At 66.2% G+C, this 19,266-nt stretch carries 20 protein-coding genes, 1 tRNA gene and 1 pseudogene; 10 read left to right on the forward strand and 12 right to left on the reverse strand.

All coding sequences use genetic code 11. The annotated features are described in order from the left end of the window. Positions 1 to 21: 21 nt before the first annotated feature. The 5 genes and pseudogenes from AB0M45_RS14595 to AB0M45_RS14615 all read right to left on the reverse strand — a co-directional run. Positions 22 to 408, reverse strand: coding sequence for a hypothetical protein (locus AB0M45_RS14595; RefSeq protein ID WP_364327848.1), 387 nt, complete (start codon positions 406 to 408; stop codon positions 22 to 24). Further along, the gene (locus tag AB0M45_RS14600; RefSeq protein ID WP_364327851.1) at positions 408 to 1,796 is read right to left on the reverse strand and encodes a hypothetical protein; all 1,389 of its coding nucleotides are present in this window, start codon (positions 1,794 to 1,796) and stop codon (positions 408 to 410) included. The genes AB0M45_RS14595 and AB0M45_RS14600 overlap by 1 nt, the downstream gene beginning before the upstream one ends. Positions 1,797 to 1,802: 6 nt before the next feature. After that, positions 1,803 to 2,102 carry a WXG100 family type VII secretion target gene (locus AB0M45_RS14605; protein WP_364327854.1) on the reverse strand — a complete coding sequence of 100 codons (300 nt, stop codon included), beginning with the start codon at positions 2,100 to 2,102 and terminating at the stop codon, positions 1,803 to 1,805. Between the two features lie 314 nt (positions 2,103 to 2,416). Further along, entirely contained in the window at positions 2,417 to 3,466 is a 1,050-nt protein-coding gene (locus tag AB0M45_RS14610; protein WP_364327857.1) for an FAD-dependent monooxygenase, read from the reverse strand. Positions 3,467 to 3,581: 115 nt separating this feature from the next. Further along, positions 3,582 to 3,953: pseudogene (locus AB0M45_RS14615) on the reverse strand (helix-turn-helix domain-containing protein); the annotation flags it as partial. Between the two features lie 192 nt (positions 3,954 to 4,145). Between AB0M45_RS14615 and AB0M45_RS14620 the strand changes: the two are divergent. Continuing rightward, the gene (locus tag AB0M45_RS14620) at positions 4,146 to 5,606 is read left to right on the forward strand and encodes an MDR family MFS transporter (protein ID WP_364327860.1); all 1,461 of its coding nucleotides are present in this window, start codon (positions 4,146 to 4,148) and stop codon (positions 5,604 to 5,606) included. Positions 5,607 to 5,841: 235 nt separating this feature from the next. Here AB0M45_RS14620 and AB0M45_RS14625 read toward each other — a convergent pair whose 3' ends face one another. Further along, positions 5,842 to 6,456: a hypothetical protein gene (locus tag AB0M45_RS14625; protein WP_364327862.1), complete on the reverse strand. Its 615-nt coding sequence runs from the start codon at positions 6,454 to 6,456 to the stop codon at positions 5,842 to 5,844. 23 nt (positions 6,457 to 6,479) lie between these two features. On the opposite strand from AB0M45_RS14625, the gene AB0M45_RS14630 reads away from it, so the two are divergent. Next, complete coding sequence (locus tag AB0M45_RS14630; protein WP_364327865.1) at positions 6,480 to 6,926, forward strand: maleylpyruvate isomerase family mycothiol-dependent enzyme; 447 nt, start codon at positions 6,480 to 6,482, stop codon at positions 6,924 to 6,926. Between the two features lie 12 nt (positions 6,927 to 6,938). On the opposite strand, the gene AB0M45_RS14635 is transcribed toward AB0M45_RS14630, so the two are convergent. Further along, entirely contained in the window at positions 6,939 to 7,643 is a 705-nt protein-coding gene (locus AB0M45_RS14635; RefSeq protein WP_364327868.1) for a flavodoxin family protein, read from the reverse strand. A gap of 306 nt (positions 7,644 to 7,949) precedes the next feature. Here AB0M45_RS14635 and AB0M45_RS14640 point away from each other — a divergent pair, with 306 nt between their 5' ends. Further along, entirely contained in the window at positions 7,950 to 8,201 is a 252-nt protein-coding gene (locus tag AB0M45_RS14640) for a CsbD family protein (RefSeq protein ID WP_364327871.1), read from the forward strand. A gap of 159 nt (positions 8,202 to 8,360) precedes the next feature. On the opposite strand, the gene AB0M45_RS14645 is transcribed toward AB0M45_RS14640, so the two are convergent. Both AB0M45_RS14645 and AB0M45_RS14650 read right to left on the reverse strand, forming a co-directional pair. Next, a complete protein-coding gene (locus AB0M45_RS14645; RefSeq protein WP_364327874.1) occupies positions 8,361 to 9,551 on the reverse strand; it encodes a lipase family protein in 1,191 nt (396 codons plus the stop codon). 191 nt (positions 9,552 to 9,742) lie between these two features. Further along, entirely contained in the window at positions 9,743 to 10,489 is a 747-nt protein-coding gene (locus tag AB0M45_RS14650; protein ID WP_364327877.1) for a glucose 1-dehydrogenase, read from the reverse strand. 184 nt (positions 10,490 to 10,673) lie between these two features. On the opposite strand from AB0M45_RS14650, the gene AB0M45_RS14655 reads away from it, so the two are divergent. Beyond that, positions 10,674 to 11,570, forward strand: a complete 897-nt coding sequence (locus AB0M45_RS14655) for an alpha/beta hydrolase (RefSeq protein ID WP_364327880.1) — start codon at positions 10,674 to 10,676, stop codon at positions 11,568 to 11,570. A gap of 66 nt (positions 11,571 to 11,636) precedes the next feature. Here AB0M45_RS14655 and AB0M45_RS14660 read toward each other — a convergent pair whose 3' ends face one another. Next, positions 11,637 to 13,028: a wax ester/triacylglycerol synthase family O-acyltransferase gene (locus tag AB0M45_RS14660; RefSeq protein ID WP_364327883.1), complete on the reverse strand. Its 1,392-nt coding sequence runs from the start codon at positions 13,026 to 13,028 to the stop codon at positions 11,637 to 11,639. A 175-nt stretch (positions 13,029 to 13,203) separates the two neighbouring features. Here AB0M45_RS14660 and AB0M45_RS14665 point away from each other — a divergent pair, with 175 nt between their 5' ends. Together AB0M45_RS14665 and AB0M45_RS14670 are read left to right on the forward strand one after the other, a co-directional pair. Next, complete coding sequence (locus AB0M45_RS14665; RefSeq protein ID WP_364327886.1) at positions 13,204 to 14,106, forward strand: metal-dependent hydrolase; 903 nt, start codon at positions 13,204 to 13,206, stop codon at positions 14,104 to 14,106. Continuing rightward, positions 14,103 to 15,209, forward strand: coding sequence for a PDR/VanB family oxidoreductase (locus AB0M45_RS14670; protein ID WP_364327889.1), 1,107 nt, complete (start codon positions 14,103 to 14,105; stop codon positions 15,207 to 15,209). The genes AB0M45_RS14665 and AB0M45_RS14670 overlap by 4 nt, the downstream gene beginning before the upstream one ends. Before the next feature lie 27 nt (positions 15,210 to 15,236). Here the strand turns inward: AB0M45_RS14670 and AB0M45_RS14675 are convergent, their stop codons facing one another. Next, on the reverse strand, positions 15,237 to 15,743 hold the full coding sequence (locus tag AB0M45_RS14675; protein WP_364327892.1) for a hypothetical protein: 507 nt from the start codon (positions 15,741 to 15,743) through the stop codon (positions 15,237 to 15,239). A gap of 608 nt (positions 15,744 to 16,351) precedes the next feature. Between AB0M45_RS14675 and AB0M45_RS14680 the strand changes: the two genes are divergently transcribed. Together AB0M45_RS14680 and AB0M45_RS14685 are read left to right on the forward strand one after the other, a co-directional pair. Next, positions 16,352 to 17,344, forward strand: a complete 993-nt coding sequence (locus AB0M45_RS14680) for a zinc-binding dehydrogenase (protein WP_364327895.1) — start codon at positions 16,352 to 16,354, stop codon at positions 17,342 to 17,344. A 65-nt stretch (positions 17,345 to 17,409) separates the two neighbouring features. Continuing rightward, entirely contained in the window at positions 17,410 to 17,571 is a 162-nt protein-coding gene (locus tag AB0M45_RS14685; RefSeq protein WP_364327898.1) for a hypothetical protein, read from the forward strand. Here the strand turns inward: AB0M45_RS14685 and AB0M45_RS14690 are convergent. After that, on the reverse strand, positions 17,556 to 18,005 hold the full coding sequence (locus AB0M45_RS14690) for a nitroreductase/quinone reductase family protein (RefSeq protein WP_364327902.1): 450 nt from the start codon (positions 18,003 to 18,005) through the stop codon (positions 17,556 to 17,558). The genes AB0M45_RS14685 and AB0M45_RS14690 overlap by 16 nt on opposite strands. Positions 18,006 to 18,120: 115 nt before the next feature. On the opposite strand from AB0M45_RS14690, the gene AB0M45_RS14695 reads away from it, so the two are divergent. Beyond that, a tRNA-Ile gene (locus tag AB0M45_RS14695) sits at positions 18,121 to 18,194 on the forward strand. Positions 18,195 to 18,291: 97 nt separating this feature from the next. Further along, complete coding sequence (locus tag AB0M45_RS14700; RefSeq protein WP_364327905.1) at positions 18,292 to 19,224, forward strand: tyrosine-type recombinase/integrase; 933 nt, start codon at positions 18,292 to 18,294, stop codon at positions 19,222 to 19,224. Positions 19,225 to 19,266: the final 42 nt, after the last annotated feature.

A 19,266-nucleotide genomic window follows, 5' to 3' on the forward strand; every position in this document is an offset into this window, starting at 1 on the left:
CGATGGCGCAAACTCGACGAGTCAGTTCCCAGAATATTGATCCAATACTGCGATGATTCTCTCGAAATCGCGTACCGAACGCCGACAGAACTCCAAATCCGTTCTCACCAGGAGGTCTACAGCTTGGGCTTCGGTGGCCAGTCCGTTGCGTTCTTTTTCGACCATTACTCGCGAAGGTACGAGCACCCAGTTTCGCCGGTTGGTGTCGAACAGCCAGTCGATCTCTCTATTGTCGGCGACAGCGGCCTCGTGCAAGAGTTCGGCAAGACGAGCGGGCCGGGGTTCGGGAAAGCGCCAGACGATAAGTGGTGGAGTGGGAGTGCCGTCATCGCCGGTGCCGCCTGCATGGCGATACCACTCCAGGTCTCCGTACCGCTTCAATCGAGTAATAAAGTCAGCAGAATTCATTACCCTACCTTCTTGATAGTAGCGCCGGGATTATCTCCCATAATAGTCTTCCGCCATTGCTCGATAGGTATTGGGTTTGAACTGTGCCTCGGATCGTAGACGTACTTCCCATCCGTATAGACCTCGTGGTATAGAAATTGTTCACGTTGTCCATATTCTTCGACGGTTACCTCTTGCCCGGGAGCGGGATCCACTCTGAGTATCTCACCTGCTCCAGCGGCAACCTTCTTCAAGTGTTCTGCGATCTCGGAACAGTCTTCGCCTGGATGGATGCCCTCTCGCAGCATTCTTGCCATCTCGTCGGTGACCGCGCTCGAAGGAGCACCAGAGGTGTCACCTTCGCTTGCCGGGTTTCCGTCGTCATCGATGTAGACCTTCATGGCGATAATGGCGCCGAGTTTGACGGCGATATCGGTGAGGCTGGGGACTTTGTCGAACGCTGTGACCACAAAGGCGGCAGTGCCTGTTGCCGCGGCTGCGGCGCCGATGATCCTGATGAGCTTGCTGATGTCGTAGGTGCTTTTGAGCACTCGGGCAGTGTTGCCGGCGATCGCCAGAACGCCGACGCCCGCGGCGACGTTGCTGAGAGCAGCGGTGATCCAGGAGGCTGCGACCCCGATGACGACTGTGGCTCCGGCCGCTATCAGGGCGTTGGTGACCGCTTCCTTGAATTTATCGCGGACGTCGGCGGTAGCTTCGCTGTATTCGCCGATGGGCGCGGCGAGGTTGACGGATGCGGCAGCGAGTTGTGTGGCACCGCTGTTCAGTGTGGTGAGGTGTCCGAGGAGGGCTTCGAGGCCCTTCTTGTCCTGGATGTCGTCGAAGAGGTTGCTGATTGCGGTGATTCGGGCGGGGGTGCCGGTGATGGTGGGGTGTTCGGCGAAGGTCTTCCAGGTGGATGCGGCCTTGGCGAGCTTGTCCTTGTTGCCGTTGGGTAGCTTGCTGCCGAACTCGTCCTGGATCTTGCCGACCAGGGCGTCGTAGAAGCCTGGGATGCTGCCGTTGCCCTCAGTCACGCCGTCGCCGTTGCTTCCAACTGAGGTCGGGATCGACACCTTGTATTCCGACATCGCTGTGGCGGTGGGGCGGTCGGGCATCGGGTTGGACTTGTTGGCCAGTGCCCAGTTGTATCCGGCGGCGTAGAGCATGTTGCCGAAGTGGGTGAGTGCGTCGGCCAGGTTCGTGCAGGTCTGCATCGTTTCCTGGGCGGCGCGGTCGTAGGCTCTACCCCATTGCTCACAGCCCGGTGCGTCACCGGCCATCCCCGCGCACTCACCTTTGACGGCATCGCGGACCGGTTTGTCGGCGGTACGGAGGTCGGTCGCGAGGCTGTGGCATTTCTTGGCGGCGTCGTAGTAGGTCTGCCAGTCGATGACCAGTACGCCCATGGTGGGCTACCCCCCGTTGAACATCTTGTAATTGGTATCGACGGCACGGGTGTAGCGCGTGTGTGCAGCCTTCGCTGCATCGCTCATATCCCTGACGCCTTCGACGAATTCGCGTGCGCCGGTGACCCATTGAGTGTGTGCCTCGGCATACGCCCGAGCGGCGACGCTTTCCCAGCCAGTGCCGGTCAAAGTGGCAACCCGGTCGTCGATTTCATCGAGATGTTCGCCGATGAAGCCGGCGAGCCCTGACAGGCGGGCGATGATCTCCTCGAGGTGGTCGAGATCGACCGAAAATCGTGAGTTCATGGCAGATCCAAGCTCGATGTGTTCAAGAACGCGGCATTGGTCTCATTCCGCGCGCCATACGCAGGTGTGAGTGTCCTCGATGACGACGGTCAGCAGTTTGCCCGGAGAGGTCGGCCGAGCTTTGATGCTTTGTCCGGCAACGAGGATGCGGCCTGAGGCGTGGACGCGGCGTTGCGCCGCAGCGAGCCGGGGGCAGCGGTGTGGGTGGCAACGGCCGATGGTGAGGTGGTCGACGATCGCGACGCAGAGCCGCGTGGCGGCGAAGGTCTTCGGCTGTGCAGAGGCTCTGGACCGGGTGAACTCCACTCGTCTGGCTACCGGGAGACGCTGGCGCGGCCGCGGACGGCGTGCTGCCGGTCGTCGATGATTTTGGTGCGGCGCAGGGCCATCGCCTCGGCGGGACAGCTGCTGGTGGTGAGGGCGCGGTAGACGGCGTGTGCGTCTTCGAGTGCGTCGCGCGCGCCGACGCCGGCCGCGGGAGTGATCGCGTGGTCGGCGTCGCCGATGAGCAGCACCGGCAGCGTCGGCTGGGTGGCGGCGTCGAGGGGAACGTTGCGCGCGTTGCTGACGTGGACGGAGTCGGTCTTGTCGAGCAGGGTGCTGGCCAGGTCGTTGATCGACGGCGTGGCCTGCAGGACGGTGTCGGTCCACTCGCTGGTGGGTCGGACGCCGGAGTCGTCAGGGCCGTCCAGAGGAGCGCGGGCTATCCGGATGAACCAGTGCGCGGCGTGTCCGGGCCGCCAGATATGGCCGAACGTGCTGGCGGCTGCCCCGGTCGCGTCCAGTTCGGCGAAGAAGTGCAGTATTTGGGGTTCGGTGTCCAGTTCTGTTGGGGTGGAGGTCATCCCGTACAGCACGACGTCGCCGGCGTAGACGGGGGTGCGGTCGGGTTCGAGGCGGGCCCGGGCGACGGAGTCAATGCCGTCGGCGGCGATCACGATGTCGTCGGTGGTGCTCGATGTGCCGTCGCTGTGCTGGATCCGGCATCGTCCTGACTTGTCGACGGTCACGTCGGCGATGGCGCGGTCGTACCGGAGATCGGCGCCCGAGATGTCGACGAAGTCGTTGAGCACCTTCATCAGCGAGCTGCGGAGCCAGAACCGGTGACCGCGGCTCATCGTGGCGCGGCGGCCGTTGCTGCCGACGTATTCGAGGGCGCTGACCGGGTAGGAGGCTTCGTTCACCGCGTCGTCGTCGACGCCGAGGTCGTGCAGGACCGAGTGGCCGCGTTCGTCGATGAACAGGAACGCGCCGCCGGTGGCATTGCGCGGTTGCTGCTCGTACAGCGTGACCTGGTCGCCTCTGCGAGCCAGGGCGCCGCCGAGGATGGTCCCGGCGATGCCTCCGCCGATGATGGTCACCATTCGAATCTCCTACTCGGTAGGGGGCGAGCATCCGAAAGAGAATCACGCTAAGCGGACAGGCTGAATCGTGTTGGCTTTTGTGGGGTTCAGCGTCAAGGAGTTGTATGCGGCGGACGGTCGAGGCTGAGATCGCCACCATGATGCCCCGGCCGATCGCTTCGGTGACCAGGTCGGTGCTGCTCCACCGTGACAGCGGCACGCCGGTTTCGGCCGACAGCGGGCACGCCAGGGCTTTGATCTCGGTGCGTTGGACGGGAGTGAATCGGGGCGGCCGGCCCGAGCGCGGCCGGTCTTTGAGCCCGTCGAGGCCGTGGGCCCAGTGGCTGCGCCAACACGCCGCCGAGTGCTGGGCCCAGCTGACCGGCGGTCCCGTACAGCTGTTCAGGTTTGACGATCGTGGTTTCGCCGGGCGCGATGACGCTCCGGATTGGTGACCAGGCTCACGATCCGGTATCGGCAGATCGTGGGAAACCTGGCTGAACAGCAATTTCGATTACGGTGCGGGGTGGGTCGCGGGAAAACCGGGTGATTTGTGTCGGTGCCGACCGGAATACTGACCCGCGCCCGATGAGTTCGAGCAGCCGATTCCGTCTCAACCACTGTGGCGCCGGGACGCGATCCGGTGACTCGGCAACGGGCCACATATTCCTGACCACGTCCCATGCTCCGGAGGTATCCGATGTCCGCCCAACCATCCACTCCCGCCTCGGGAGGACGGACACCGACCGTCATCCGGGTGCTGGTCCTCGCGACGTTCGTGGTGATCCTGAACGAGACCATCATGATCAACGCGATCCCGCGGCTGATGGAGGACCTCGCGATCACCGACCGGGCGGCGCAATGGGTGTCCACCGCGTTCATGCTGACGATGGCGGCGGTCATCCCGGCTACCGGCTGGTTCTTGCAGCGCGTGTCGACCCGGCAGGCGTACGCCGCGGCGATGGGCGTCTTCCTGGCCGGTACCGCGCTGTCGGCCATCGCGCCGTCGTTCGCGGTGCTGCTGCTGGGACGGATCATCCAGGCCGGCGGCACCGCGGTGATGATGCCGCTGCTGATGACCACGCTGATGACGGTGGTGCCCGAGCACGACCGCGGCCGGGTGATGGGCAATGTCACCCTGGCCATCTCGGTGGCCCCCGCGATGGGCCCGGTAATCTCCGGAGCGGTGCTGCAGATCGGTTCGTGGCGTTGGCTTTTCCTGCTCGTGCTGCCGATCGCGGGTGTGATCGCCTGGCTCGGCCTGCGCCAGCTGGAGAACGTCGGTGAACCGCAAGCCGGGCAGATCGACTCGCCCAGCGTGGCACTGGCCGCGCTCGGGTTCGGTGGGCTGGTGTTCGGGCTCAGCCGGTTCGAGAGCGGCAAACTCACCAGCCCGGCGCTGATCGTCGCCGCGGGCTCGGCTCTCATCGCCGCGTTCGTGTTCCGTCAGTTGCGCCTGCAGCGCACCGGCGCTCCACTGCTGGATCTGCGGGTCCTGCTGTCCGGCACCTACACCAAGGCGCTGGTGCTGATGTCGGTCGCGTTCATGGCGATGCTCGGATCGATGATCCTGCTGCCGTTGTACCTGCAGAATTTGCGGGGCCTGAGCCCATTGGCCACCGGCTTGCTGGTGATGCCGGGCGGGTTGGCGATGGGTCTGCTCGGACCGACCGTCGGGCGCCTGTTCGACCGGTTCGGCGGACGCTTGCTGGTGATTCCGGGCTCGATCGGGATCGCCGTGTCGCTGGCCGGGTTCACCCAGGTCTCGATGACCATGCCGTACTGGCAGCTGCTGGCCCTGCACATTCTGCTGATGGTTTCGCTGGCCGCGGCCTTCACCCCGGTCTTCACTCTCGGCCTCGGTGCGCTGCCGCAGCATCTGTACTCGCATGGCAGTTCCATGCTCGGCACCCTGCAGCAGGTCGCCGCGGCTTTCGGCACCGCCCTGGTGGTGACGGTGATGTCGGCCCGCAGCACCACGCTCGTCGCCGAGGGCGCCGACGTCATCAACGCCACCCTCGACGGCATGCGCCTGGCCTTCCTGGTCTCCGCCGTCTTGGCGTTGATCGTGATCATCATGGCAGTGCTGTTGCCGGGCCGGTCCGCCGCTCCGGAAGCCGAGGATCCCGAGACCACGACCCCCGAACTGATCAAGGGCTGAACAGGATTCGGCACGGCGAAGCCCCTGGCCGAAGTCGGACGCCAGGGGCTTCGCCGCATGGATCGGCCCGCACCAGGGCGGTCGCGGCCGTAGCGCGATGGGCTGAGCCGCTGATGGTGCGGATCGCGGCCGGTCATCGCGACTTACCAGCCGGTCGCCTACCTCGCCGACGCCGGGGTTTGCCATCGACCGCACCTGCCGCGGCGGTGTTGTGCCAGGTTGTCCGATCCGGCCGTCACCGCCGAGGCGTTGCCGGATCGGCCCACTTCGCCAGTGCCTGGTAGATCCAGTACTGGGCGGCCCCGGAAGTGGTGGTTCCGGTGATCTCGGTGGTGAGTTTCCAATAGCGGTGGATGCCTGGATCGGTATCGGTGGCGTCGTCGAGAAGTTGGCGCCGCAGGCGTGGGGTGTCGCGTTCGTGCCGAGCGGCGGCGTGGGCGCCGATGAATCGGTCGAGTTCTGGTCCGGGGCGTGGTTCGCAGCCTGTGGCGACGAGCGAGTCCACGGTTTCGCATACTTCGGCAACCGCGGTTACCAGTGCGCGTTTGTCGTGGATTCCAGTGGGATTTGTCCGCCAGAGCTGGCGTGACATCGCGACGGTCAGTGCGGGATCGGTGATGCGGGTGGCGAGTTCGGCGTAGGCGAGGACGTGCCGGGGAGCCGGATCGATCGGTAGCTCCGGGATGTTCATCGCGACGAACCCATCGAACATCGCTGCTGGGATGGGTGCGAGCAGTCGTCGCCAGAAGGTCACGAGACTGTCGTAGGCGTGGTGCCGGTCTTGCACGGCGGCAAGCAATTCCAAGCGAGCGGCGCGTGCGGCGGGCGGGGCGTCCTCTGCTGTCCGCACGTCCCAGCCTCGGCTGGATTCTGGTGAATGTGATCCGCGCCCGCGGCAACTTCGACCGCGCGATCCGGAACACCGCCATCCGCCTCGCTGACCGCACGACCACATCGCAGCTGCTCACCGCGTTGCGCGACAGTATCGGCGTGCGCTCGACCCCGATCGGCACCACCGCCGCCGATCGGCTGATGGACCTGCTGGTGCATGGGCAGGACATCGCGGTGCCCCTCGGAATGACCCGGGAAATGCCCGTCGATGCTGCCCGATCGGCTCTCGAACGAGTCTGGACAACGGATACGTTCCGATCCCGCGAGAAATTCGCCGGGTATCACCTCGTGGCAACCGATACCGGATGGGACGCCGGTGCCGGACGTGCTGTGGAGGGTCCGGTCGCCTCGCTGCTCCTGCTGGTGAGCGGCCGACGCGCCGGGCGAGAACACCTCACGGGCGAGGGAGCCGAGCGGATGTTCGCCTGAAGGACAGAGCTGCTACCGGTGTTCGGGATTCTCGAAGTCGAAGCGGCAGCCCGCGTCCCATTCGGAACGCTGGTTGCCGTGTGCGGGGATGCCATTGTTGTCTTTGAGCATTCGGGCCACGTGCAGCAAGTTCCAGGTCATGAACGTGGTGTTGCGGTTGGTGAAGTCGTTCTCCGGTCCCCCGGAACCGGGATCGAGGTAGGACGGTCCCGGTCCCGCCTCGCCGATCCAGCCCGCGTCGGCCTGTGGCGGAATGGTGTAGCCAAGGTGCTGGAGGCTGTAGAGGACGTTCATCGCGCAGTGCTTCACGCCGTCCTCGTTGCCGGTGATGATGCAGCCGCCGACCCGGCCGTAGTAGGCGTATTGGCCGCGTTCGTTGAGGATGGACGAATTGCCGTACAGCCGCTCGATGACCTTCTTGGTGACGGAACTGTTGTCGCCCAACCAGATCGGTCCCGCCAGCACCAAGATGTCGGCAGACATGACCTGGCGTTGCAGGGCGGGCCACTCGTCGGTGGCCCAGCCGTGCTCGGTCATATCCGGCCAGACGCCCGGGGCGATGTCGTGGTCGACGGCGCGGATGTGGGAGATCTGGACGCCGTTCTTTTCCATGATGTGGGCGCTGAGGTCGATCAGTCCTTGGGTATTGCTCCGTTCCGGTGAGCGCTTGAGTGTGCAGTTGATGAACAAGGCACGCAGGTCGCCGAAGCTGGTCATGATTGCCTCCTGGACGTGTTCGTGGTGGCAGCCCTGGGCAGGCACTGATCGTGCCGGACGGACGCCCTGGGCGACACCATCCACGCCGCGGCGTCACACTTTCGTCACCGCGGTCTCTCTCAGCGTTCGGCTTGTCCGAGATCTCTTATCGCCTCCCAGTGGCATTAATGACATGTTCCAACGGGAACTCGCCAACCCGAACGGCACGTCCGCACCCGGCAGGTGGCGGCGGTCACAGGGTGATTGAGGGGGACGGGCGCGGGTATGCGGCGGGTGTCAGCCGATAAGTGAAATGGGAGGTATGTGATGCCGGAGCATCAGAGCGGACCTCGGGAAGCTGTCGAAGGTGTCGTCGAGGACATCAAGGGCAAGACGAAGGAAGCTGCGGGCGTCGTTACCGGCGACGAAGACCTGAAGAAAGAGGGTCGAGCGCAGCAGGACAAGGCCGATTCCGAGCGGGAGGCGGCGCGCAAGGAAGCCGAGGCCGAAAAGGCCCGTGCGGAAGCCGATGTCGACGAGGCGCGGCAGGGCGCGTTCGAGAGCAGTAAGGACGCCTAGCTTCCGCTGCGAGATCCGAGCGGTAGGGCGGAACGGCCCGTTCCCGGTGGCGGCGACCTGCTGCCACCGGGCCGTCATGAGATCCCCAGCGCAGAACTACTTTTCGCGCGGGGCGTCCACCGGGTCCAGGCGGCCCGGCCGCTGCGTTGTTCCGCATGATCAGCAATTGCTCGGCGCGGGCACGCCGTGGAACCGGTCATCGAGCCAACCGAGCGCCGACGGCACCCCCAACACCGCGGTGGACAAATGATCCGGGCTCGGCAGCATCTCGTATTGGAGCCGCACTCCCGCCGCGCAATACCGCCGGATCGTGCTGTCGACCGAAGCCACCGGGACCAGTCCGTCGTGCACTGCGCGCCACTGGAAGATCGGCGTGGTGGGGATGCCATCGTAGAGTTCCAGGCTGTTTTCCTCGAGCACCCCGAGTGCGGATTCGTCATTGGCGAGCGAAACCGAGGTAGCGACGTCCATGACGCTGCGCCCAGCGCCCGCCAGCAGGATGTCGTTGGTGCAACTGTTGGCTATGCGGTCCCGGACCGCCATGCCGAACGAGTTCAGGTGGTCACTGATCGGCAATTGGGCCGGGTACTCCCGTTCCAGGCCGATCGCCGCCGCGAAGGCGAGGCCGAACGCCGCATGCCGCGTGTAGCCGAGGCCGTCGATCATCGTGACGAGGTTCATCGGCACCCCACCGGCGGCGGCGCCGACGAGAGGCAGTTCCGGCGCGTAGGCCGGCGCGAGCGCGGCCGCCCAGGCGGTCGCCATTCCGCCGCCGGAGTAGCCGAGCATGGCGACCGGACTGTTGGCCAGCCCCAGCTCCGCGACCCGTCGCGCGGCGCGGATGCCGTCGAGGGTGATCATGCCGCCCAGTTTCGCCGCGCCATAGGCACTGGTCGGGCCGAGATGGTCGGGCAGAGCCACCGACCAGCCACGCAGCAACACAGCGTTGAGCGCGGGTGCTTCGCGCACCATGAGGTTGGGGTCGTTGGTGTAGAGCACGCGGGACACCGCGCATTGGGTGCCCAGGCCATTGATGATGTGCTGATAGGACAGCAGCGGCCCGCCCGCGGCATGATTCGGCGGCGTCAGCACGGTGGTGGTGGCCGCGATCGGCCTGCCCGCGGAATTGCTGGAGCGGAACTTGATCATCGTTACCGTCGCGCCGGGGAACGTGAGCAGTCCTGCCATCGGCCGGACGGCGAGAACCTCGCCCGGCGCGGCGCGATCCAGGTCCGCTGGTGCGGCATAGAACGGATCAGGGTCCGGTGCCGGATAGATCGGCTGCGCGGCAGCCGACGGGGAAATCGCGAAAAGCACGGCCGCGGCGATGGCGATACCTGATCGAAGCATGGCGTTCGTCGACTCCCCTTACATCACTACGTGCTTTCCGGGACGGTGGTGCTGAAGTCGAATGCTCCGAATACCGATCGCCTGCGACCGGTGCCCGGACCTGGTCACTGTAGGGGACAAGCGAAAAAAGCCTAGGTAGCCGCACCGCACAAGGGAGTGCGGTTTCGCGGCGTCGCCAAGGAGGTCCGAGTTCAGCTGTCGAAGCTCTTGTGCGGAATGCCCACGGTCAGACCGCCGTCGATGACGAACTCCGCCCCCGTCGAATACGACGACTCGTCACTGGCCAGGAACGTCACCAGCGCGGAGACCTCGGCCGGTTCGGCGGCGCGGCCGAGTGGGATCTGCAGGAAGTCCGCGGGGATGTTCTCGGTCATCGGCGTCCGGATCAGCCCGGGGTGCACCGAGTTCACCCGAATCTTGTACTGCGCCAGCTCGAGTGCGATGGACTTGGTGAGCCCTCGCACGGCGAACTTGGTGGCCGTGTAGCCGTGCAGGCCAGGGCTGCCGCGCATGCCCTCCACGGAGGAGATGTTGATGATCGAGCCGCCGCCCGCCTCGATCAGGGCCGGTGTCGCGGCCTGCATGCCGAGGAACGTGCCGGTCAGGTTGATGTCGATGATCCGCTGCCATTCGGCCAGCTCGAACGCGACGAGCAGGTTGCCGTTCACGATGCCCGCGTTGTTCACCAGCACGCTCAACGACCCGAACCGGCCCACCGCCTCGGCGACGGCTTTACCCCAGTCGCCGGGTTCGCGCACGTCGAGGTGGACGTAGACCGCTTTGTCGCCCAGTTCCTCGGCGACCGCGGCGCCTTCGTCGTCGAGCACGTCGCCCAGCACCACGCGCGCGTCCTCGGCGACCAGCGCCCTGGCGTGCGCCGCGCCCATGCCGCGCGCCGCGCCGCTGATCAACGCCACTTTTCCGGTCAACCGCCCCATCGCGATACCTCCGTCTCTCGAACTCTTCTGAAACACGTTACAGAATTGCATCGCGTGCCTGGCGCATCTGGCGTGGTGCGCGTCCTGGCGTGACCGCGGGGCGGTAGCTCGGTCCGGCCACTCTGGCGGCCATTGTGTCATGCTGATATAGAACGCGTTCTAATTTTTCGCCCGGGAGGTGTCCATGACGAACTCGCCCCGAGGTGTCGCGCGGTTCGGTGGACGTCTCCGGGTGCCGGACATCGCCGAGGTACCCGGTGGTCGCCTCATCGAGCTGCCGGGGCGAGGGCGGACCTATGTGGTGGACATCCCCGGGCCGGAGCGCGCGCCGGTTCTGGTACTGCTGCACGCCACGGCGTGCACCGCCTATCTCACCTGGTTTCCGTCGCTGGCGGCGCTGGCCGATCGGTACCGGGTGATCCTGTTCGACCAGCGTTGGCACGGGCGCGGTATCCGCTCCGAGCGGTTCACGGTGGAGGACTGCGCCGACGATGTGGCGGCCGTCCTCGACGCGCTGCGGGTGGACCGCGCCATGTGCGCGGGATTCTCCTTGGGCGGCATCGTGAGCCTGCTCGCCGGACATCGTCATCCGGACCGGGTGAGCGGTCTCGTTCTCTGCGCGACGCCCTATCGGTTCCAGGAAACGCTGCGGGAGAAGGCTTTCCACCGGACGTTCGGCGCCATCGCCGCCGCGGTCGGCCCGTACTCCTACCGGCGCGCCGAGAAGCTTGCCGGCCGCCTGCCGGAGCTTCCGGAGATCACCTGGCCGCCCGGGCGACTGGACCGCTGGGCGCTCGGGGAATTCCGCAGCACAAGCGGATGGGCACTCGCCCAGGTGGTGGCGGAGATCGGTCGCTTCGACGCCACGGCGTGGCTGTCGATCCTGACCATGCCGGCGGCCGTGGTGATCACCACGCGCGACCGGGCGATTCCGGTGTCCCGGCAGGTGGAGCTGGCGACCATGATTCCCGCGGCGAGCACGCACATGGTCGATGCCGGGCACGCGTCCTGCGTGCTGGAGGCCGACCGATTCGTGCCCGTGCTGCTCGAAGCCTGCGAGGCGGTCGCCGCGAAGATCTGACTCGGCCGGATGGTGTCCGGCGGAAGCGGCCCTGTCCGGCGGCGGTGGCGAACAGGGGCCGGGCGGTCAGGCGGATGCCCGTGCCGCCGCGAGCAATTCGGCGATCACGCCGGGAACGGCGTCGGCCAGCTCCGCGATGTCGGGCACCAGTTCCTTGCAGGCGATGAAGCCGAAATCGAGTTTGTCGTTGTTCGACAGCACGGTCACGGTCAGCCCGGCGCCGTGGAAGACCGGCCCGAACGGATACATCGCGTCCACGCGTATGCCGAGGAAGTACAGCGGCATCGGGGGGCCGGGCACGTTGGACACCACCAGGTTGTGCACCACAGGGTGCATCTCGGCCAGCTTCAGCGACGAGTACATGCGTGCCGCGAGCCGGAACGCGTTCGGCGGCGCGTATTTCGACCAGTCCTGCAGGAAGTCCGCGCCGATCAGCTCGTGTTCTTCTTTGGCTCCGCGATTGCCCTCGGCCACCTCGTGCAAGCGTTCCACCGGATCGGCGATATCGGTGCCGAGCCGCGCGAACAGCGTGGACACCTTGTTGATGCCCGCGGTATGCCGCGTCGAGTCGTGCACGGACACCGGGACGGACGCGATCAGCGAACGATCCGGAAGTTCGTCGTGCCGCTTCAGATAGGCGCGCAATGCGCCGGCGACGACGGTCAGCAGGACGTCGTTCACCTTGACCCCGAACGCGGAGCGGATCTCTTTGACGGCGTCGAGTTCGGCATCGGTGAACGTGACGGTGCGATGCGGGGTGATGGCGAGGTTGAACGGCGTGCGCGGAGCAGAGAACGGTATGGCCATGCCGGTCTTGTTCTGTCGACGGCGCTGCGCGAAACCGGCGACCACGCCGATGGTCTTCGGCACCATGCCGAGAATGCCCGCTTTGGTGGGGAACTTGACCACCGCCTCCGTCAGCAGGCGCCAGTCGCTCGGCTTCGGTTCGGGGTGCCACTCTTCCTCGGGCACCGGCTTGGTAGCGCCCGGTTCCACATCGCACAGGTGCATCATCAGATTGGCGCCCGTGATGCCGTCCACGGCGGCGTGGTGGTATTTGCAGATCACCGCCACCTTGCCGTCGTCGAGACCCTCCACCACCGACATCTCCCAGAGCGGGCGGTCGCGGTCCATGGGGCGGCTGGCGATATCCCCGACCAGCTCGGCGAGTTCGCGGTGTCCGGCCGGCGCGGCGATCGCGATCCTGCGGACGTGGTAGTCGAGGTCGAAATTCTCGTCCTCCACCCAGACGGGATGGTCGAGGTTGAACGGCACCTCGTACACGCGGCGGCGCATCTGCGGGATCAGCGGCACTCGCCTGCCCAGTTCGGCTTTGAATGTGTCGAATGAATAGTCCGCCGATCTCGGATCCAGGATCAGCAGCGCGCAGACGTGGAGATGCTGGGTCCCGGTTTCCAGGTAGAGGAAGCTGGCGTCCAATCCGGTCAATCGTTCCATAGCGAAAGCCTACTAGAACGCGTTCTAGATATGCGGTGCAAACCAGAATGCCGCGAGGTTGCCCACCGTAGAGTGCTTTGTGTGTTACTGAAAGTTCTATATATGTGTATGATCCTTGCTACGAAGACGTAGGAATGCTGCGTCGGCGTGACGAGCGAGGGATCGAGGAGTACCGATGAAGCTACTTCGCAGGGCTGGGCGACGTCCGGATATCGACCCTGGACCGGTCGCGCTGCATGCCCGCAACGTGCGGTTCGATTGGGCGGGCACGCCCTTGCACTGGATGCCCGCCGAGCCTATCGCCTCGCACCTGATCAACTCGCTGAATCTGCTGCTGCCCGAGGGCGAGCGCATGTTCTGCGCCGCCTACGCCGAGGCGCTGCCCTACGTGCACGACGACAAGTTGCGCGAGGCGATGCTCGGCTTCATCGGTCAGGAGTCGATGCACGCCGAGACCCACGACAAGGTTCTGCACGAGGTGCTCGCCGTCCATGGCATCGATCCCGAGCCGTATCTGCGGCAGGCCGAGTATCTGTTCCGCCGCACGCTCTGTCCCCGGGATGCCGACGGCGTCGCGCGACGGCAGGTGCTCATCGAGCGGCTGGCTTTCATCGCCTGCCTGGAGCACTTCTTCGCCTATCTCGGCGACTGGGTGCTCAACGCGGACCTGGAGCGGTTCGACGCCGACCCGCGCATGGCCGACCTGTTCCGCTGGCACGGCGCCGAGGAGGTCGAGCATCGCCATGTCGCACACGACGTGGCGGTGTACTTCGGCGCCGGTTATCTGCGGCGGGCGGGACTGATGACGCTGGTGTTCCCGATCTTCCTGACCTTGGTGCTGCGCGGCACCAAGTTCCTGGTCCACCAAGACCCCGAGCTGCCCGACCTGGGCTATCCGCGATTGCTCGCGCGGGTCTTCGGCGCGATGTGGCGCGGTGCGTTGCCCGGAGTGCCCTCGCTGCTGTGGAGTGCGTTGAGCACGTTCAATCCGGGTTACAACCCGGACTCGGTCGGCTCAACGGCGCAGGCGGTGGCGTACCTGGCCAAATCCCCTGCCGCCCAGGCGCTCGCCTCGTGACTCTGCGGCCCGTTCCCAGCCAGCTGCCCGCGGACCTGTTCGGCAAGCGTGCTCGCGACCGCACGGTGCGCGTGGTCGACGCGGTGGCCTCCGCGCGGCTGCGCTGGACCACGCTGGTCAACCGGCGCGATCCGCGTCCGAAAGTGGACGATCACCGCATCGCCTTGGTCGTGACCGAACGGCGGATCGAGGCGCGCGACCAGGATGTGGTGAGCCTGCGGCTGGCCGCGGCCGACGGGCGCGTGCTGCCGCCGTGGCGGCCCGGCGCCCACTTGGACCTCGAGTTGCCCTCCGGCAGGCTGCGGCAGTATTCGCTGTGTGGCGACCCGGCCGACACCCGTGCCTACCGGGTCGCGGTACGCCGCATCCCGGAAGGCGGCGGTGGTTCAGTGGAGGTGCACGACGCCTTGCCGGTCGGGGCGCCGATCGTGGTGCGCGGTCCGCGCAACGCGTTCCCGTTCGCCGTGCCCGGACACGGATCTCGGGCTGCTCGTTTGCATTTCGTCGCGGGCGGCATCGGTATCACGCCGATCCTTCCGATGGCAAGGCTGGCGCATCGTCTGGGGATCGAGTGGTCGATGGTGTACACCGGACGCAGCCGCGACACCGTGCCGTTCCTCGACGAGATCGCGGGTTTCGGCGACCGCGTCATCGTGCGCACCGACGACGAACAGGGACTCCCCGATGCCGCCGCCTTGCTGCCCGGAGTCGGGCCCGACACCGCGGTCTACTGCTGCGGACCGGTGCCGATGATCATGCTGATCGCCGACGCCGTTCGCGAAATGCCCTACGTAGAACTGCATTCCGAGCGCTTCTCGCCGCCGCCGATCGTGAACGGCACGGTTTTCGAGATCCAATTCGCTTCCACCGGAGAGGTCGTCGAGGTCGCCGCCGACCGTTCCGCACTCGACACCATCCTGCAGATCCGGCCCGACCGGCCGTACTCATGCAGGCAGGGTTTCTGCCGGACCTGCAAGGTCCGTGTGCTGGCCGGTGCACCGGACCATCGCGACAGCGTGCTCACCGATGCCGAACATGAGGCGGGCGAGATGCTCGTCTGCGTGTCCCGTGCCGAGGGCGGGCGACTCGTGCTCGATCTGTGATCCTGAAATCACCCCGGCGCTCGGCGGTCAACCGCGGGTAGCGGCGAGTTCGGCCTCGATGGCCTCGACTCGTTCGGCCTCGATGCCCCACGGATGCTCGACACCGACCCGGCGATCAAGATCCCAGAGCACGCATTCCTCGTCCGGAGCCGCCACGAACGACCACGCCACCACGGTGCGGCCGAGCTGCTCGGCCATGGTTCCGTGCGAATTGTCCGGCGGACCGGCGCCTTCGGGGAAGTGGTGCAGGAAGCGGCTGTAGGCCTTCGCGCAGAAGTCCGCGTAGCGCTTCGTGCACAAGATGAAACCGTGCCATGCCTCGTCGACCGCGTGCGACGGCATGCCGATCACTCGGTCGTCGCGCATGGCGGCGCCGCAGCAGAGCAGCCACTGCCGTAATCCCTTGTCCACCAGTTCCCGCGGCTGCCAGGGACAGCTTTTGTACACGGCGTCGGGCAATTCCAGCGCGTCGACTGCGGAGCGGACGGCCGCCAAGTCGATCTCGCGGTACCTGCGAAAACTGAATGACACCACAGTTCACTGTACGTGCGCGCCTGCGGAAGGCTACCGTTTTGGCATGCGCAGTGCCGAGCGTGAGCGAGGCGCGGGCATGAACGCTCAGGCCTGGAGGAGGCGGAGCGTGACCACGGAGGGACCGGCTCTGCCGGAAAGGACACGATATGGAAGTACTCATCCTTCTTTTCGCTCTGGTGATGCTGGTCCTTCTCATAGCGGTCCCGGTCATCGTGGTCGTCGTCGTCCTCCGCTCGCAACGCAACCGGCGCCTGCCGCCGCCGTATGGACCGTGGCGCGTATCCCGGGGCGGAGGGGATCACCAGCACAGCGGATCCACCGACCCGTTCTGGGCCGCGGGCGGTGCCGGTCTGTTCGGTGGGCACGACCCGGGCCATTCGAGCGGCTGCGGCGGAGGCCATCACGGTAGTAGTTGCGGCGGAGGAAGCAGCAGTAGTTGCGGCGGGGGGAGCAGCTCCAGCTGTGGTGGCGGGAGCAGTTCCAGCTGTGGCGGCGGTGGTGGTGGCAGTAGCTGCGGCGGTGGGTCCTGACCACGATTTGACCTCAACACAACTTCAGGTTCCATGCTGTCCTCATTAGAGATGGCAAGGAACGATGGAGGTTGTGTCATGCGGGCTGTGCAGGCCAGTGCGTTCGGTGGACCGGAAGTGCTCGCGGTGCGCGAGCTGCCGGACCCGGTGGCCGGACCGGGTGAGGTAGTGGTCGACGTGGCGGCCGCCGATGTGATGTTCCTGGACACGCGGCTGCGTGGCGGCTGGGGGACGGACTTCTTCGCGATCGAGCCGCCGTACGTGCCCGGCGGCGCGGTGAGCGGCGTGGTGGCGTCGGTCGGCCCGGATGTCGATCCGGCCTGGGTGGGTAAACGGGTGTCCACTCCGACCGCGGCCAGCGGTATCGGCGGCGGCTTGCCGATCGGTGGGTACGCCGAGAAAGCGCTGGCCAAGGCGGAAACCTTGGCCGCGATCCCCGACGGGCTGACCATGACGCAGGCCGTCGCGCTCGCACACGACGGCAGGACCGCGCTCGCGGTGTTCGACCGCGCCGCGGTTCAGCCCGGGGAATGGGTCTTGATCACCGCGGCGGGCGGCGGTCTCGGTATTTTGCTGATCCAGCTCGCCAGGGCAGCGGGCGCGAACGTCGTCGCCGCCGCGCGCGGCGCCGCGAAGCTGGAGCTTGCCGGAAGGCTCGGCGCGACCGCCGCGGTCGACTACTCCGCGCCCGATTGGGCGGCGAAGGCGCGCGCCGCGACCGGTGGAGCGGGTGTCGACGTGGTGCTCGACGGCGCGGGCGGCGCGCTCGGCGAGGCTGCGGTCACGGCCGCGGCCGAGGGCGGGCGATTCCTCGGATACGGTGCTGCCGCAGGCGAATTCGCCTCGTTGGACGAGCAGGCGGCGGCGCGTGGGATTACCGTCTACGGCCTGTTCGACATCACCGGCGCCGACACCGATTGGCAGGCGCTCGCCGAGCGCGCGCAAGCCGAGGTTGCCGCCGGGCGGCTGGAGGTCGTCATCGGTCAGACGTTCCCGCTGGAACAGGCCGATCGGGCGCATGCCGCCATCGAGTCCAGGACTGCCGTAGGGCGGACTTTGTTAACGGTGTGAACAATCCGCCCGATCTGGACAATCGATGTAGTGCGCGAGCCCGGCGACGGCGCTAGTGTGCCGGGGTGGAAACTCTGCTCGTCGTCGGTATCGTCATCGTGGTCCTCGGCTTCGTCGTCGCAGTCGTGCACTTCGCCAGTCGCCCGCCGAAGGATGCCGATTCATGGGACCGCGACGACGCCGAGGACTACGAGGCCGACTGGGACGAGGACTACCGCGGCGACTGACCCTGCTCGGCCGGGGTCAGCACCACCACCGCGATGGGCCGCTTGGTCAGCTTTTGATAGGCGCTGTAGCGACCCTGATTCACCTTGTCGACGATCGCCCAGCGCCGGGCGTAATCGGGATCATCGGGCAATGTCGGCCGCGCCCGCACCGCCAGTTTCCGCCGCCCGACCTGGATCTCGCACTCCGGTCGCGCTTTCAGATTCGCCAGCCACCCCGGTGGCCGTGGCGATCCACCATTGGACGCCGTCACCAAATAGTCCTCGCCGTCGCGCGCGTACGTCAGCGCCGAAGTCCGCTGTTTGCCGCTCTTGCGCCCCACAGTCCGCAGCAGCAGCGTCGGATTCCCCAGCAACAGCCGATGCCCCACCAGCCCACCAGAGTTCTCATACACCCACTGATGCGCCTTCAACACCTCGATGAACAGACCGGCCATACCTGACCCTCCAGTAAGTTTCCGACACCCAACCCTGAGCCGCCCGCCATCCGACTGGTACACACCCCACCTGACCCGGTAGCATGCCCAACGCCTGGGGGATTCCTCGCGGCACGGGGCGGTAGCTCAGTCGGTTAGAGCCGTGGACTCATAATCCATTGGTCGCGGGTTCGAGCCCCGCCCGCCCCACAAACAGCCTCTGATCTGCGGAAATGTCGAACTCGACAGCCGGGTTGGTCCAGAACAATGCTCCGACAGCAATGTATTTTGCCGGTAGAATCTGGACATGGGGCTGGATCTGGACGACATTCGAGAGCTTGCGGAGGACTTCGCGACGGAGCTGCGTCGCAAGAACCGGAGCAAGCAGACCATCGACGGCTACCTCACTCGGATCCGGTACTTCGCCGACTACCTTCAGGAACGCGAGCTGCCGACCGCGGCGCCGGACATCACCCGCGCCCACATCGGCGGCTACATCGAAGACCTGCTCACGCGGCCCAACCAGCGCACCGGTGAGCCGCTATCGCCGGAGTACGCACGCGGCCAGTACCGATCGCTGCAACAGTTCTTCAAGTACCTCGCGGCCGAAGAGATCATCGACGCGAATCCGTTCGACAAGATGAGCCCGCCCGCGGTACCCGATCAGCAGGTGCCCGTGCCGAGTATGGACGCGGTGAAAGCTCTTCTCGCAGAGTGCGATGGCGCCGATTTCGCCGATCGCCGCGATAACGCCATCATCCGGTTGTTCGCCGATACCGGGATGCGGTGCGGCGAACTCGCGCCGCTCGAGGTGGACTCGCTCGACTTCAACGAGAACACAGTGCTGGTGATCGGCAAGGGCGGCCGACCGCGGACGTGTCCGTTCGGCGACAAGACCCGAACGGCGCTGCGGAGATACCTCCGCGTGCGTGCGAAGCATTCGGGCGCTAAGAACGACAATCCAGCTCTGTGGCTTGGTTACCGCGGAGTGATGACCGATTCCGGTATCCGTCAGATGCTCGAGCGGCGATGCGACGCGGCCGGCATTGAACGTCTGCATCCTCATCAGCTCCGTCACTTCTTCGCGCATACCTGGCTCGACAGTGGTGGCCAGGAGCAAGACCTCATGATGCTCGCCGGATGGCGGTCGCGTCAGATGCTCGCACGATACGGTGCCGCGGTGGCCGACAGCCGTGCGAAGTCGGCGCATCGGCGTGCGCGACTGGGAGACAAGCTGTAGGGGCATCCGGACGGCGCAGTCAGGGGCAACAGCAGGTGATGC

The organism is Nocardia sp. NPDC051787, from assembly GCF_040681325.1.
GTDB lineage: Bacteria > Actinomycetota > Actinomycetes > Mycobacteriales > Mycobacteriaceae > Nocardia.

Excerpts from the sequence above, each read along its gene's own strand:
- AB0M45_RS14700 (WP_364327905.1), top strand. The coding sequence starts at position 18,292 with ATGGGGCTGGATCTGGACGACATTCGAGAGCTTGCGGAGGACTTCGCG.
- AB0M45_RS14620 (WP_364327860.1), top strand. The coding sequence starts at position 4,146 with ATGTCCGCCCAACCATCCACTCCCGCCTCGGGAGGACGGACACCGACC.
- AB0M45_RS14600 (WP_364327851.1), bottom strand. The coding sequence starts at position 1,796 with ATGGGCGTACTGGTCATCGACTGGCAGACCTACTACGACGCCGCCAAG.
- AB0M45_RS14605 (WP_364327854.1), bottom strand. The coding sequence starts at position 2,102 with ATGAACTCACGATTTTCGGTCGATCTCGACCACCTCGAGGAGATCATC.
- AB0M45_RS14650 (WP_364327877.1), bottom strand. The coding sequence starts at position 10,489 with ATGGGGCGGTTGACCGGAAAAGTGGCGTTGATCAGCGGCGCGGCGCGC.
- AB0M45_RS14635 (WP_364327868.1), bottom strand. The coding sequence starts at position 7,643 with ATGACCAGCTTCGGCGACCTGCGTGCCTTGTTCATCAACTGCACACTC.
- AB0M45_RS14610 (WP_364327857.1), bottom strand. The coding sequence starts at position 3,466 with ATGGTGACCATCATCGGCGGAGGCATCGCCGGGACCATCCTCGGCGGC.
- AB0M45_RS14680 (WP_364327895.1), top strand. The coding sequence starts at position 16,352 with ATGCGGGCTGTGCAGGCCAGTGCGTTCGGTGGACCGGAAGTGCTCGCG.
- AB0M45_RS14645 (WP_364327874.1), bottom strand. The coding sequence starts at position 9,551 with ATGCTTCGATCAGGTATCGCCATCGCCGCGGCCGTGCTTTTCGCGATT.
- AB0M45_RS14665 (WP_364327886.1), top strand. The coding sequence starts at position 13,204 with ATGAAGCTACTTCGCAGGGCTGGGCGACGTCCGGATATCGACCCTGGA.
- AB0M45_RS14655 (WP_364327880.1), top strand. The coding sequence starts at position 10,674 with ATGACGAACTCGCCCCGAGGTGTCGCGCGGTTCGGTGGACGTCTCCGG.
- AB0M45_RS14690 (WP_364327902.1), bottom strand. The coding sequence starts at position 18,005 with ATGGCCGGTCTGTTCATCGAGGTGTTGAAGGCGCATCAGTGGGTGTAT.
- AB0M45_RS14660 (WP_364327883.1), bottom strand. The coding sequence starts at position 13,028 with ATGGAACGATTGACCGGATTGGACGCCAGCTTCCTCTACCTGGAAACC.
- AB0M45_RS14640 (WP_364327871.1), top strand. The coding sequence starts at position 7,950 with ATGCCGGAGCATCAGAGCGGACCTCGGGAAGCTGTCGAAGGTGTCGTC.
- AB0M45_RS14595 (WP_364327848.1), bottom strand. The coding sequence starts at position 408 with ATGAATTCTGCTGACTTTATTACTCGATTGAAGCGGTACGGAGACCTG.